The sequence below is a fragment of the Acinetobacter sp. UBA991 genome (genome assembly GCF_002292065.1).
GTDB lineage: Bacteria > Pseudomonadota > Gammaproteobacteria > Pseudomonadales > Moraxellaceae > Acinetobacter > Acinetobacter higginsii.
On the sequence record NZ_DBBF01000025.1, the window covers coordinates 23074 to 36997 of the forward strand.

General features: G+C 39.8%; 10 protein-coding genes. 6 read left to right on the plus strand and 4 right to left on the minus strand.

Going from position 1 to position 13924, the window contains the following annotated elements; genetic code table 11:
* Window positions 1-90 precede the first annotated feature (90 nt).
* The 3 genes from B2727_RS10525 to B2727_RS10535 all read left to right on the plus strand — a co-directional run bounded on the left by B2727_RS10525 (window position 91) and on the right by B2727_RS10535 (window position 3276).
* On the plus strand, window positions 91-951 hold the full coding sequence (locus tag B2727_RS10525; protein ID WP_033134118.1) for an AraC family transcriptional regulator: 861 nt from the start codon (window positions 91-93) through the stop codon (window positions 949-951).
* Window positions 952-1099: 148 nt separating this feature from the next.
* Window positions 1100-2626, plus strand: coding sequence for a fumarate hydratase (locus B2727_RS10530; RefSeq protein ID WP_033134119.1), 1527 nt, complete (start codon window positions 1100-1102; stop codon window positions 2624-2626).
* A gap of 107 nt (window positions 2627-2733) precedes the next feature.
* Window positions 2734-3276: a DUF2059 domain-containing protein gene (locus B2727_RS10535; protein WP_033134120.1), complete on the plus strand. Its 543-nt coding sequence runs from the start codon at window positions 2734-2736 to the stop codon at window positions 3274-3276.
* Window positions 3277-3290: 14 nt separating this feature from the next.
* Here the strand turns inward: B2727_RS10535 and B2727_RS10540 are convergent, their stop codons facing one another.
* The 4 genes from B2727_RS10540 to tig all read right to left on the minus strand — a co-directional run bounded on the left by B2727_RS10540 (window position 3291) and on the right by tig (window position 7803).
* Window positions 3291-4007: a DUF2846 domain-containing protein gene (locus tag B2727_RS10540; protein ID WP_033134121.1), complete on the minus strand. Its 717-nt coding sequence runs from the start codon at window positions 4005-4007 to the stop codon at window positions 3291-3293.
* 153 nt (window positions 4008-4160) lie between these two features.
* Complete coding sequence (clpX, locus tag B2727_RS10545) at window positions 4161-5471, minus strand: ATP-dependent Clp protease ATP-binding subunit ClpX (protein WP_004804224.1); 1311 nt, start codon at window positions 5469-5471, stop codon at window positions 4161-4163.
* A gap of 42 nt (window positions 5472-5513) precedes the next feature.
* The gene (gene clpP / locus B2727_RS10550) at window positions 5514-6119 is read right to left on the minus strand and encodes an ATP-dependent Clp endopeptidase proteolytic subunit ClpP (RefSeq protein WP_004775790.1); all 606 of its coding nucleotides are present in this window, start codon (window positions 6117-6119) and stop codon (window positions 5514-5516) included.
* 352 nt (window positions 6120-6471) lie between these two features.
* Entirely contained in the window at window positions 6472-7803 is a 1332-nt protein-coding gene (gene tig, locus B2727_RS10555; RefSeq protein ID WP_005318089.1) for a trigger factor, read from the minus strand.
* A 248-nt stretch (window positions 7804-8051) separates the two neighbouring features.
* Here tig and B2727_RS10560 point away from each other — a divergent pair, with 248 nt between their 5' ends.
* The 3 genes from B2727_RS10560 to B2727_RS10570 all read left to right on the plus strand — a co-directional run bounded on the left by B2727_RS10560 (window position 8052) and on the right by B2727_RS10570 (window position 13593).
* Window positions 8052-10256 carry a TonB-dependent receptor domain-containing protein gene (locus B2727_RS10560; protein WP_033134122.1) on the plus strand — a complete coding sequence of 735 codons (2205 nt, stop codon included), beginning with the start codon at window positions 8052-8054 and terminating at the stop codon, window positions 10254-10256.
* 272 nt (window positions 10257-10528) lie between these two features.
* Window positions 10529-12808, plus strand: a complete 2280-nt coding sequence (locus B2727_RS10565; protein WP_033134123.1) for a TonB-dependent receptor — start codon at window positions 10529-10531, stop codon at window positions 12806-12808.
* Between the two features lie 101 nt (window positions 12809-12909).
* Window positions 12910-13593 (plus strand): Fe2+-dependent dioxygenase, encoded by a 684-nt coding sequence (locus tag B2727_RS10570; protein ID WP_033134124.1) that lies wholly within the window; start codon window positions 12910-12912, stop codon window positions 13591-13593.
* Window positions 13594-13924 lie beyond the last annotated feature (331 nt).

Here is a 13924-nt window from a genome sequence, read left to right on the forward strand (position 1 = left end):
TGCGTTTTTCTAGATTTTTTTTGACCAGATGACAAAACTGGCTGAAAGTTCTACACTAAACTGGATCATATTTGGCACTGCGTATAGAAGATGAAATATCAGATTCTAGATCAATTACAGCAATATAAAGCGCAATTGCTCGACTCGGTAGAACTGGGTTCGGGTATGCAGTTGGCCATGTGGCACAATAACCAAGACCGTGTCAGCGTCTGTAGCAATCACCACACTTTGAGTATGTATATTCAGGGCGGTTATGAAAGCTATCAAAAAACCCAGCAAGGCTGGCACAATGGCGGTGGCCCTGACCGTATGTGCCTGATGCCACAAGATTTCGAGTCCACTTGGGACTTACGTGATCCACTCACCTTTGTACATCTTTACTATACTGAACAGCACTTACAACGTGTGGCGGAACAAGTTTGGGATCGGGAACCGAGCCAAATCATTTTAAACCCACAAATTTTTGTGGCTGACCCACAAATTTCCATGATCTATCGGCATTTTTTACTCAATGGTGCATGGCAAGAACGTGAAAACCATTTGCAAATGAGTACGGCGACAACGCTATTACTCAACCATTTAATTAAAAATTATAGTCATGCGCAATGGCAAGCACCTGAAGTCAAAGGGGGGCTCTCGCCTTATGTACTTAAGCAGTTATTAGAATGGATTGATCAACATCTCCATTTGAGTCTGACCTTATCTGATCTGGCTCAGCAAGCGCAACTCAGTGAATATCATTTTGCGCATATGTTTAAACAATCGATGCAGATGCCACCGCATCAATATGTGATGCAACGCCGTCTTGAGCGTGCTCATCAAGCACTTGAACAGACCGCAGCGAATCTGACTGAGATCGCAGTGCAATATGGATTTAGCTCAAGCAGCCATTTTAGCCATCGCTTTAAGAAACAGTTTGGCTATAGCCCATCTCAACTGAGAAAAAACTAAAATCCAAAGCACATCTTTTGTTGCTGCAATTTAGATCGAAAAATCACTTTAGACCTTTAGCCAAATCTAAGCTAAAACTCCCACATTCATTCCTTTTTGTCATATAATTTAGCCCGCCAGCTAATCGCCCGCTCAAGAGAAATTTGATATGACAACGATCATCAAACAAGATGACTTGATTACATCAATCAAGGATGCCCTGCAGTTTATTTCTTACTATCACCCACAAGACTTCATCCAAGCGATGAGCCGTGCTTATGATCGTGAAGAAAACAAAGCTGCAAAAGATGCTATTGCCCAAATCCTTATCAACTCACGTATGTGTGCTGAAGGTCACCGACCAATCTGTCAGGATACAGGGATCGTTAACGTTTTCCTTGAAGTCGGCTTAGATGTTAAATTTGATTTAAGCATGAGCTTGGATGATGCAGTCAACGAAGGTGTACGCCAAGGTTACCTAGAGAACTCAAACGTACTGCGTGCTTCTGTTTTAGCAGATCCAGCTTTTGGTCGTAAAAATACCAAAGACAATACGCCTGCCGTGATTCACTACAAACTCGTTCCTGGTAATAAAGTTGATATTACCGTTGCAGCGAAGGGTGGTGGTTCAGAAAATAAATCTAAACTTGCGATGCTCAATCCATCTGATTCAATCGTGGATTGGGTACTTAAAACTGTTCCAACCATGGGTGCAGGTTGGTGTCCACCAGGTATGCTCGGTATTGGTATCGGTGGTACTGCTGAAAAAGCCATGATGCTTGCAAAAGAAGCACTTATGGAAGAAATCAACATGGACGAATTACTTCGTCGTGGCCCACAAAGCAAAATGGAAGAACTCCGTATCGAGATCTTCGAGAAAGTGAATGCGTTGGGTATTGGCGCACAAGGTCTTGGTGGTTTAACCACAGTTCTTGATATTAAAATCAAGGATTACCCATGTCATGCAGCAGGTAAGCCAGTGGGTATGATTCCGAACTGTGCTGCGACCCGTCACGCGCACTTCCAGTTAGATGGTACTGGTGTTGCACATATTCAAGCACCAAAACTTGAAGACTACCCTGCTGTAACGTGGGATTCTTCTCAATCGAAGCGTGTAAATCTGGATACCATTACTCAAGAAGAAATGAATGCTTGGAAGCCAGGCGATACATTATTATTGAATGGTACGATTTATACAGGTCGTGATGCTGCACATAAGCGCATGGTCGACATGTTAAATAATGGTGAAGAACTTCCAGTCGATCTAAAAGGTAAATTCATTTACTACGTGGGTCCAGTTGATCCAGTGGGTGATGAAGTGGTTGGTCCTGCAGGCCCAACAACTGCAACCCGTATGGATAAGTTCACTCGTCAAGTGTTAGAAGCAACTGGCTTATTCGGTATGATTGGTAAAGCGGATCGTGGTCCTGCTGCAATTGAAGCGATCAAAGACAATCAAGCAACTTATTTGATGGCTGTGGGTGGTGCTGCTTACCTCGTGTCTAAAGCAGTTCGTGAGGCTGAAGTGGTTGCTTTTGCAGACTTAGGTATGGAAGCAATCTACAAATTCGTGGTTGAAGATATGCCTGTCTCTGTTGCGGTTGATGTCAATGGTACTTCAATCCATGCCACTGCACCAAAAATCTGGCAAGCAAAAATCGGTAAGATTCCAGTGGTTGATGCAGCTGCGTCATAAATAATATTCATACAATTCAAATAGCCGAATCATCGTATTTGGCTATTTTTTTGCCTACTGCTTCTGCTAAATTATAAAAAAGACGAGAACAATAAGGCGGTCTATAGATGAATAAATACATGTTCAACCTAATGATTGGACTTTGCCTTCTCGGTAGCATACAAAGTGCTTTTGCAACTCCCGCCCAAAGTAAATCCGTCAAAGAACTGATCAAACTGAGCGAGCTCGAAAATGTTTTAAATACCTCACTCGATGAAATGCAGCCGACACTTGATCTTGAAGCTGAAAATATTTTATTACGAGTCTTAGGAAAAGAAGCACTCACCACAACACAAGAACATCTTGCTGTGTTGGAATTGAGCCAATTATTAAAAGAAACCAGTTCAAAAGTCTTTGCTCGCCCCGAGACTATTCGGGCAATAGAGAAGATTTATGCAGACACCCTGAGCGAAGAAGAAATACAAGCCTATTTGAAATTCTTAAAAACACCTGAAGGTAAATCGATCAATCAAAAAACATTGCAAATCAGTACCCATGTTTTTCAGTACATGAGTAATTTAAGCCAAAAAACCCTAAATGATCCAGAACAGAGCTCGCAATTAAAAGAGCAGTTCCTCACCATCATTAAACCTTTAATTCAAGATGAGTAACTGCTCAAGCAAACCTACCAAGTCAATGGATTCCAAAGCTTAAATGGCTTAACCAAATGCACTTCTGACTTTTCATCGTACTTTTCTGGTTTTAATTCTTGAGGTTTTGAACGAACCTTGCCCGATGCATCTTGAGCGACAAAGTTATAGCTGGAAGACTTTAACCGTGTGAATGCGATTTCCTGATGCGCCACCTTGTCAGGCGTAATCATAAATGGGCCTGTATGCTCGCTACGAGAAATCTTATTTTCCTCATCATATTTGATGAAATAGGTCTGTGCAGCATCCACTGTAAAGTCGAGATATTTCGGCTTTTGGAAATGTAATCCAGCCAATGGACGGCTTACACTCAAACGATAAGTTCCAGCAGGCAGTTCAACCCAGTAATAATGATTATGTAATAAACTCGGAATACGATGCCCATTGATAAATAAATTGGCCGCAGCAATTTCCTGACGGTTCCAACGTGTATCTGGACGATATAAATAGACCACCGCAGCTTGTTCATTTTGCGGTTTGATTGGTGCGTAATATTGGCCTAACTTTTGATTAACCCAACCACCAACAGAGAAGCCACCCACATGATATTGATCAAATAGACCTGGTTCTTTTTCAGTATCGACAGCTGGTAAGGTTGCAGTCAGTGCGGTTGGTTTTTCTTCAACTGTCTTATGACTTTGACAGCCAGCCAATACCCCAGCACAACATAATGACAATATTAAATAACGCATGACATCCCTCAAGGCGTTTTCTTGGATTTATTTTTAACAGCGCAAAACTATGCACATTTTTTCAATTTTTTAAGATTAACATCTCAACGCCTAATTGCAAATAAAAAAAGCATGAAAAGCCAAGCCTTTCATGCTTTTTTAGATGAATGAGAATTAGGCTGATTTAGAATCAATCACCTTCAAATCCTTCTTTTCAGTTGCTTCTGGCGTACCCACTTGTGGTAAACGCTCTGCTTTGAATGTTGGTTTAGCCGTACCATTAATGACAGCTTCATTCAAAATAACAGTACCCACATCCGTACGACTTGGTAAGTCATACATCGTTTCAAGTAATACGTTTTCCAGAATAGAACGTAAACCACGCGCGCCGGTATTACGTTCAAGTGCTTTCTTCGCCACGGCACGTAATGCAGACTCTTCAAAGACAAGATCTACATTTTCCATGGTGAATAGGTATTGATATTGGCGTGTTAATGCATTTTTAGGCTCTGTCAGAATCTGCATTAATGCTTCTTCATCCAGCTCTTCCAAAGTTGCAATCACTGGCAAACGACCGATAAATTCAGGAATCAAACCGAATTTAACTAGATCCGTTGCTTCAACTTGACGGAACAACTCAGAGACTTTTTTACTGTCATCTTTATTCTTCACATCTGCAGTGAAACCAATCCCACCTTTCTCTTGGCGCTGCTGTACGATTTTTTCCAGACCAGAGAATGCACCACCACAAATGAACAGAATATTGGCTGTATCAATCTGGATGAATTCTTGCTGCGGGTGCTTACGACCACCTTGTGGTGGAATAGAGGCAACCGTACCTTCAATCATTTTTAATAATGCTTGTTGTACGCCTTCACCAGATACATCACGGGTAATTGAAGGATTTTCAGATTTACGGGTAATCTTATCAATCTCATCAATATAGATAATGCCTTTTTGCGCTTTTTCTACATCATAATCAGCTTTTTGCAATAACTTCTGCACGATGTTTTCAACATCTTCACCCACATAACCAGCTTCGGTTAAAGTGGTTGCATCTGCCATCGCAAATGGAACATCAAGCAAACGCGCAAGTGTTTGTGCAAGTAATGTTTTACCTGAACCTGTCGGTCCGATCAGCAAAATATTACTTTTTGCGATTTCAATCTCTTGATGCCCATGCGTCGACTGGCCTACTTTTAAACGCTTATAGTGGTTATAGACCGCAACAGATAAGGTTTTCTTCGCAACATCTTGTCCAATCACATATTGGTCCAAGGCAGCACGTATTTCGTGTGGTTTTGGCAGGGCTTTAGTTGCCCAATCACCTGCTTCAACTTGTTGACTGGTTTGAACGAGATCTAAGCAGACATCTACACACTCATTACAAATATATGCGTCCTCACCAGCAATCAATTTTCCAACTTCAGATTGCGTCTTACCACAAAATGAACAATGTTTTTGTCCTTGAGGATGTTCGGACATATTTACTCCACAACTTAAATCTTAAACTTAGGTCCTAAAAAATCAGGGACGTTTGCTTAGCACTTCATCGACTAAACCATATTCTTTGGCTGCTTGTGCCGTCATGAAATTATCACGATCTGTATCACGTGCAACGGTCTCGTAATCTTGACCACTATGTTCAGCCATTAAGCGATTTAAACGCTCTTTAATGAACAGAATTTCACGTGCGTGAATTTCAATATCAGAAGCTTGACCACGGAAACCACCAAGTGGTTGGTGGATCATCACACGAGCATTTTCAAGACAGTAACGTTTGCCTTTTGCACCCGCATTCAATAAGAATGCACCCATTGATGCTGCTTGTCCCATACAGTAGGTCACAACATCTGGTTTGATAAACTGCATGGTATCGTAAATCGCCATACCAGCAGTTACTGAACCGCCTGGTGAATTGATATAAAGGTGAATATCTTTTTCTGGATTTTCTGCTTCAAGAAATAACATCTGCGCAACGATTAAGTTCGCCATGTTATCTTCAACTTCACCCGTTAAGAAAATAACACGCTCACGTAATAGACGTGAAAAAATATCGAATGAACGCTCACCGCGAGATGATTGTTCAACGACAACAGGAACTAAAGCATTTTCAATTGTTGGAACATACATACGTTTACTTATTCCTAAATTATTGTGACTCGATCTATGCCAACAATATGAGGGATAATCAACGAAATTGCAAAAGGTTCAATCTGAAATATTCGATTATTTAGACTAAAATCTGGCAATTTTTCGACAAATTAACACTTTGCTAACAGAGGGTTTGCAGACTTTACATCGATACTTTAAGCAAGGGAGATTTTCTGATGATGCACAGCATGGTTTATGGAATTTCACACCTATGCTTAAAGCTCTGCAAGCCAAAGTCTTACTGTTTTAAATCAGAATGAAATACAAAATTCTAAACCCTAAAGAAAAAGGCGCATTAAGCGCCTTTTTCTTGAATCAACTTTTTAAAAGATTAGCCACGGCGAGCTTGTTGTTCTTTCAATAAGTCTTCATAGCTGATCGCAACATCTTTCACTTTAGCTGCAGCTAAGATGTGATCAACAACTTGATCTTCTAACACAACAGCTTCGATTTGAGCACGTTGCTGTTGGTCATTTTTGAAGTATTCAACAACTTCTGTTGGATCTTCATAAGAAGAAGCCATGTCATCGATGTAAGCATTAACACGTGCTTGATCAACTTCAAGTTTAGCGTCAGCCAATACTTTGCTTACCAATACGCCAAGCTTAACTGATTTTTCAGCTTGTTCTTTGAACAATTCATCAGGAAGCATGCTGCTGTCAAATGCGCCTGCACCTTGAGCACCAAACTGTTGAGTGAATTGCTGGATCATTTGTTGACGTTGACGGTCAATTTCTTGAGCAACCATTGAAGCAGGAACTTCGATTTCGTTAGCAGCAACAAGCGCATCAAATGCAGCTTGTTTAACTTGGTTACGAAGACCGTTGCGAACTTCACGTTCCATATTCTTACGAACGTCAGCTTTTAACTTGTCTAAGCCTTCTTCTTCAGTTAAACCAAAGATTTTTAAGAATTCAGCATCGATTTCTGGAAGTTTTGCTTTTTCAACTTGCTTCACAGTGATTTTGAATTGAGCAGCTTTACCCGCCAAGTTTTCAGCTTGGTAATCTTCTGGGAAAGTCACATCAATAACTTTCTCTTCGCCAGCTTTCATACCAACGATACCGTCTTCAAAACCTGGGATCATACGACCTGAACCAAGTACAAGTTTAAAGTCTTCAGCAGCACCGCCTTCAAACTTCTCACCATCAACAGTACCTTCGAAGTCGAAAGTTACTTGCATGTCTTTCTTCGCCATACCTTTAGTTACAGCCCAAGTTTGACGTTGTTTTTGCAAGTTTTCGATCATGACATCAACGTCTTTGTCGTTGATTTCTGATGCTTTACGTTCAACTTCCAAGTCAGCAAAAGCTTTCACTTCTACTTCTGGATAAACTTCAACAGTCGCTTCAAAAACTAAAGCATCATCTTTGTTTTCAACTTTTTCAATGTTCGGCATACCGACCGCATTGATTTTTTCTTGTTGAATTGCTTCAAATACTGTGTCGCGAATGATGTCATTCACAACTTCTTGATAAATGCCCGCACCATATTCACGGCGAACAACGTTCAAAGGCACTTTACCTGGACGGAAGCCGTTGATCTTCACAGTTTTGGCAGTGCGTTGTAAGCGAGCTTCAAACTGCTCGTTAACACGGCTCGTCGGTACAGAAACATTTAAACGACGGGCAACGCCCGAAACCGCTTCAGTCGTTACTTGCATGGCTTCCTCGATATTAGTTAGTAATAACAATTTTTAAAGTGCCACATTATATGACAACTTTCTGGATATACAAAATCGGATGCTAAAAAAGCAAATATATTTCTTATTTTAACCAAAATCATAGTTTTCTTAAATGAATCTTAAAACAAACGTTATTTTTTGTTGTTAGTGATAAGTATTATCACTATACTTTGCATTCTTTTTGAACAATTGTTCTGTTTTTCTCGTCCAGCTTTGGAACTCTAGTTATGAGTAAATTTAATTTGAATCCCCTTTCATTTGCACTCCTTGGGGCAATGACCACATCCGCTTTCGCAGAAACGACGACAGCATCTGAAAATACCAACACACACCAACTTGCAACTATTGTGGTATCTGCCGCTGGATTTGAACAAGATATTAAAAATGCACCAGCAAGTATCACAGTCATTACTGCTCAAGATTTGAAAGATAAAAGAATTAATTCCATTGCAGATGCATTAATTGATGTAGAAGGCGTTGATATCAGCCCAACAGCAGGTAAAACAGGTGGTTTGAATATCCGTATTCGAGGAATGGATTCTGAATACACACTTGTATTAGTAGATGGTAGAAGACAAAACAGTACAGGCGACATTACGCCAAATGGTTTTGGTGAATCCAATAACAGTTTTATTCCCCCAATATCTGCAATTGAGCGAATCGAGGTAATTCGAGGGCCTGCTTCTACACTTTATGGTTCTGATGCTATGGGTGGCGTAGTCAATATTATTACTAAAAAAGTAACTGATGAATGGACAGGCTCAGTAACTTTAGAAGGCACAATTCTACCTAACTCATCTGATTTTGGTAATCAACGCTCTGTCGATGCATTTATTACGGGTCCACTTATAAAAAATCTACTAGGTTTACAATTAAGAGGCAGAAAGGCGGAGAGAGACCAATCCAATGTTGTTAGAAAGGATGATGAGTCAACTGATGAATCATTGAATATGGGAAATAACCCAACCAAATCCGATATTGAAACCATTGGTGCACGCTTAACTCTTACCCCGACAGATAACCATGATTTATCAGTGGAATACGAGCAAACACAGCAATGGTACGATAACAGCAAGGGACAACTGGGTACTTTAGGTGCCAATGGAGGCTATGCAGAGTCTCAAAAATATAATCGTGAAAAATATATTTTAGCGCATACATGGAGAAGCGATTTTGGTAATTTAGAATCCAGTATTAGTAATATTCAGACCGAAACTATTGGTCGTCTAATTCCTTCTCGCGCGCAAAACGGATCTAAAGCCATTACTCCAAGACTTCTAGAAAGTGAAGATACAACTTTTGATACCAAATTTACGACTGAACATTTCTCGGGTCATAAAATCACTCTAGGTGGCCAATGGTGGGAAGCTAATATCAAAGATGGTTTACGTGCCAATAAAGAAATCTCCTTTAAACAGCTAGGTCTTTTCGCTGAAGATACATGGTCAATCACAGATAGTCTGGCACTTACACTTGGTTTACGATACGACGACCATGATACCTTTGGAGACTTCTGGACTCCACGTGCTTATCTAGTCTGGAATGCGAATGACAACTGGACATTTAAAGGTGGATATAACGAGGGCTACAAAGCACCAAGACTTGAGCGTTTAACTGATGGTATCTATAACGTTGGTGGACAAGGCCGAACTCCTCTCTTTGGAAATCCAAATTTAAAACCTGAAAAAAGTAATAACTTCGAAATCGGAACATATTTTAGTAATGACTCTAATTTTGATGCCAATATGACGGCTTTTTATAGCCAAGTTAAAGACAAAATCGTAACTGGGGCAATTGAAAGAACTTGTGATGCTGCCAGTAGTGATGCTTTCGGAGGAAAAGTTGCCTGTGAAAACTTTATGGCAAGCGTTGGCACACCTTGGCTAATGGAAAATGGAGATACAGGTACTCGCTCATGGAACGTTACACGGCCAACCAATGCTGAAAAAGCTGAAATTTATGGAATAGAAACAGGATTTAACTGGGAGTTTGTACCTGATTGGAAATTTGGTATCAACTACACGTGGACAAACACAGAGATTAAAGATAAGAGCATTGGAAATCCACCACTTAACGATACGCCTGAACATATTGCAAATGCTTCACTTAAATGGCAGGCAGATGACAATATTCAACTTTGGGCTCGTGGTGAATACCGTAGTGAAAGGGCTCGCTACCTCAAAACTTATCAAAATATGAGCACTGCAGAAAAAAATGCTTACGATGCTTTAGGTGATTATAAAGAATATGCCTTATTACATGTAGGCTCTAATTTTAATATCACACCAAACTGGAACTTGGGCGTTGCGTTGTATAATGTTTTTGATAAGAATTTCAATGACTATGAGCGTGTTGGTACTAGCTATTATAACCGCTACAGCAATACCCAAGAAGGTCGTCGCGTTCAATTAAGTACAACTTTCTCTTTCTAAACACAATCTTTTCACTAGTCATTAGAAATCATCTAATGGCTAGTGAAACACTTATCCAAATTAAAAGTCAAACCTTAAAAAACAATCGTTTTTTTAGATTAAATAAAAAAATCAACAAATTAACAACATTATTGAACAATTAAGGATGAAAAATTATTTAAGTTTCCATTGTAATAATTAGAAACAATTGAAAAAAACAATCCAAAACAAATGAATATAGAAATGACAATGATTATCCTTTGCATAAATTTTTACACTGTTAGGCGTGCCCCATGTCTTTTATTAAATCACGGAAGAAACTCGTTTCTTCTGCAATTGCATCTTCACTCTCAGTAATTGCAGTACCAGCGATTGCACAAGATCAGGCAGTTCAGCTTCCAACAATTCATGCTCAAGCTGAAAAAGAACAAAGTCTAAAAGTAGATAAATCTGCAAATACTAAATTTGTTGCTCCTCTACTTGATACTCCAAAATCAGTTTCTGTGATTTCTAAACAACTGATTGAAGACACTCAGGTTACGACCTTAAGTGATGCATTACGTACTATTCCAGGTATTACACTCGGTGCAGGTGAAGGTGGTAACCCAAACGGTGACCGCCCATTTATTCGTGGTTATAACTCTGAAAGCTCAATGTATGTTGACGGTGTTCGTAGTTCAACATCTCAAAACCGCGAAATGTTTGCAGTTGAACAAGTAGAAGTAACCAAAGGTTCTGCGTCTGCCTTAGGTGGTGCAGGTACATCAGGCGGTAGCATCAACATGATTTCTAAAGTTGCTAAAAAAGGCGATGCTTTAGAAGGTTCGATTTCTGGTGGTACAGACAACTATGCCCGAATTACTTTAGACGGGAATAAAGATTTTGGTAATGGTGTTGCAGGCCGTGTTGTGGTCATGGGCCACCAAAATGAAAAAGCTGGGCAACATGAGGGTGCTGAATATAAGCGTGCAGGTATCGCACCAAGCATTAGCTTTGGTCTAGATACAGCGACACGTGGTACCTTAAGTTATTACTACTTAAAAACTAATGATGAACCAGATTCTGGTATTCCATATCAATATGATACGACCAAAAAAGCAACTGCTGGTAAACCTGTAGATGTTAAGCAAGGTATCTATTACGGTTGGAAAGATCGTGATTTCCAAAAACAAGAAAATCAGATCGGTACCATCAAGTTAGAACATGATTTAACCGAAAATTTAACCCTAAGTAATACAGCCGTCTATAGCAAATCTAAAAATGATTATTTATGGACTCAACCAGATGACAGCCAAGGCAATATTGTAAATGGTCAAGTTTGGCGCCGAGTCAATACCAATTTAACCAATACAGATACCTTTACAGATCAGTTGGCATTAACGGGTAAGTTCAATACAGGTTCACTTAAACATAGTTTCAATACGGGCGTTGAATATTCTAAGCAAGATTCAGATCGTGGAACCAATATTGTTACTGATCCAAACACTGCAAAAATTGGTGGTAGCGGTGCAAATAATGCTTGTTCGTTAAGCAGTTCCAATGGTTGGTGTACCGATCTAAACAACCCTCATGCAGGTGATGCATGGTTAGGTAATATCAAAGCAAATCCTAATGTCACAAATATCACCTCAAAAACGCAATCAGTGTATGTTCTAGACAATATCACCCTTACCCCACAATGGTTACTTGACCTCGGGGTACGTTGGGACAAATTTGAAACTGATATGAAGTACAACAAGGATTCAGGTTCAATCAAAGCTGGAACAAAGTACGATTCAAGTCATGATTTCTTCAATTATCAAGCTGGCCTTACATTCAAACCAGCTGAAAACGGTGCGATTTATATCAGCTATGCAACCTCTGCAAACCCTGTCGGTGTTGATGCGGGTGACGGTTCAGAAGGTATTAGCGTACCCGGCCGAAATACAACGGATGAACAGTCTCGTGCGATTAACAACCTAAAACCTGAAGAAGTTAAAACATATGAAATCGGCACTAAATGGAATTTATTGAATGATAAATTGAATTTAACTGCTGCTATTTTCCGTACTGAAAAAGAGAATACACGTGCCTTAGATACGGATGGTTTCACCAGAAACATTGGTGAAACACGTGTTGATGGTATTGAGCTTGGTGCGAATGGTTATATCACAGATAAATGGGCGGTATCGGCTGGTTATACCTATTTAGATAGTGAAATCGTAGATGCTGGCTTCGTTAAGGACAGCAGTGGTAAATATGTAGCAAGTCCAAATAATGGTAACCAAGTTCAAAACGTTGCGAAAAACTCAGCAACACTTTGGACAACCTATAAAGTTTTACCACAGCTGACTTTAGGCGCTGGTGCAGTAGCGATGGATAAAGTCTATGGTGATGCAGCGAATACCAAATGGGTTCCAGGCTATGTTCGTTACGATGCAATGGCTCGTTATAACGTTGATAAAAATGTTGACCTACAACTAAACATTAATAATTTATCGGATAAACGTTATTTCACGAAAGCCTATGCATCGCACTATGCAACTGAAGCGGAAGGACGCAGTGCAGTATTGTCTGTCAACTTCAAATACTAACCCTCAATAAAACCCATAGTTTAATTATGGATTTTATTGCAAAAATAGCCTCATAATGAGGCTATTTTTTATCATTCATTGTTTCCACAAAGGTAGCTATCGTGATCCACCATATTCCAAATGTATTAAGCAAAGAACAAGTTCAGTACTTTCGCGAAGAAATGGATAAAATCGAATGGACCAATGGAAAAGTTACGGCAGGCACTCTGTCTGCTACCGTGAAAAATAATCAGCAACTGCCTGAAGATCATCCTTTAACCCACCATCTCAGTAACATCATTTTAGAAGAACTGGGCAAACACCCCCTATTTCTCTCAGCCGCTTTACCACTGGATATTATCCCTCCGCTTTTCAATCGTTATGAAAATCAGGAATCTTTTGGATTCCATGTTGATAATTCAATCCGTCGAATTCGTGGCACGAAAGAACGCTTACGTACCGATTTATCTTGCACTTTGTTTTTATCAGAACCTGATGAATATGAAGGCGGTGAGTTGGTCATTGAAGATACTTACGGCTATCATGAAGCCAAATTACCTGCGGGCGATATGGTGCTCTACCCTTCATCTAGTCTGCATGAAGTGACTGCAATCAGCAGCGGGTGTCGAACGGCTTCATTCTTTTGGGTACAAAGCATGATCCGTAATGATGCTGAACGTAATATGTTATTTACACTGGATCAGACGATCCAAAATCTGCGTATGCAGCTTGGTGATACTCATCAAGAAGTGATTAAAATGACCAATCTTTATCACAACCTCATGCGAAAGTGGGCTGAGCTATAATTCGGATACTTTTCAAAGCTTAGAGATAAAAACAACTTTTTTATCTCTAATTGATAAAATTACGGGAAATTTTTCCCATTAAAATTTAAATAGTGCAAAAAACAGGGAAATATTTTCCATCCATTCCAATTAAAATGTTTTATAGACCTTTGCAGTCGTCTGTATTTTCGCCTAGACTGAATATCGTTAGATGGCTAATATAACTGCAAAATTAAATACCCAATATGAATGGTAGATGATGAAAACAAATCGCGGCTTTACCCACCCGTCTCATACAACACATCTCGCTGCACTTCTCCTGATGCTGCGCCTCGCGCGCGTATAAATTTTT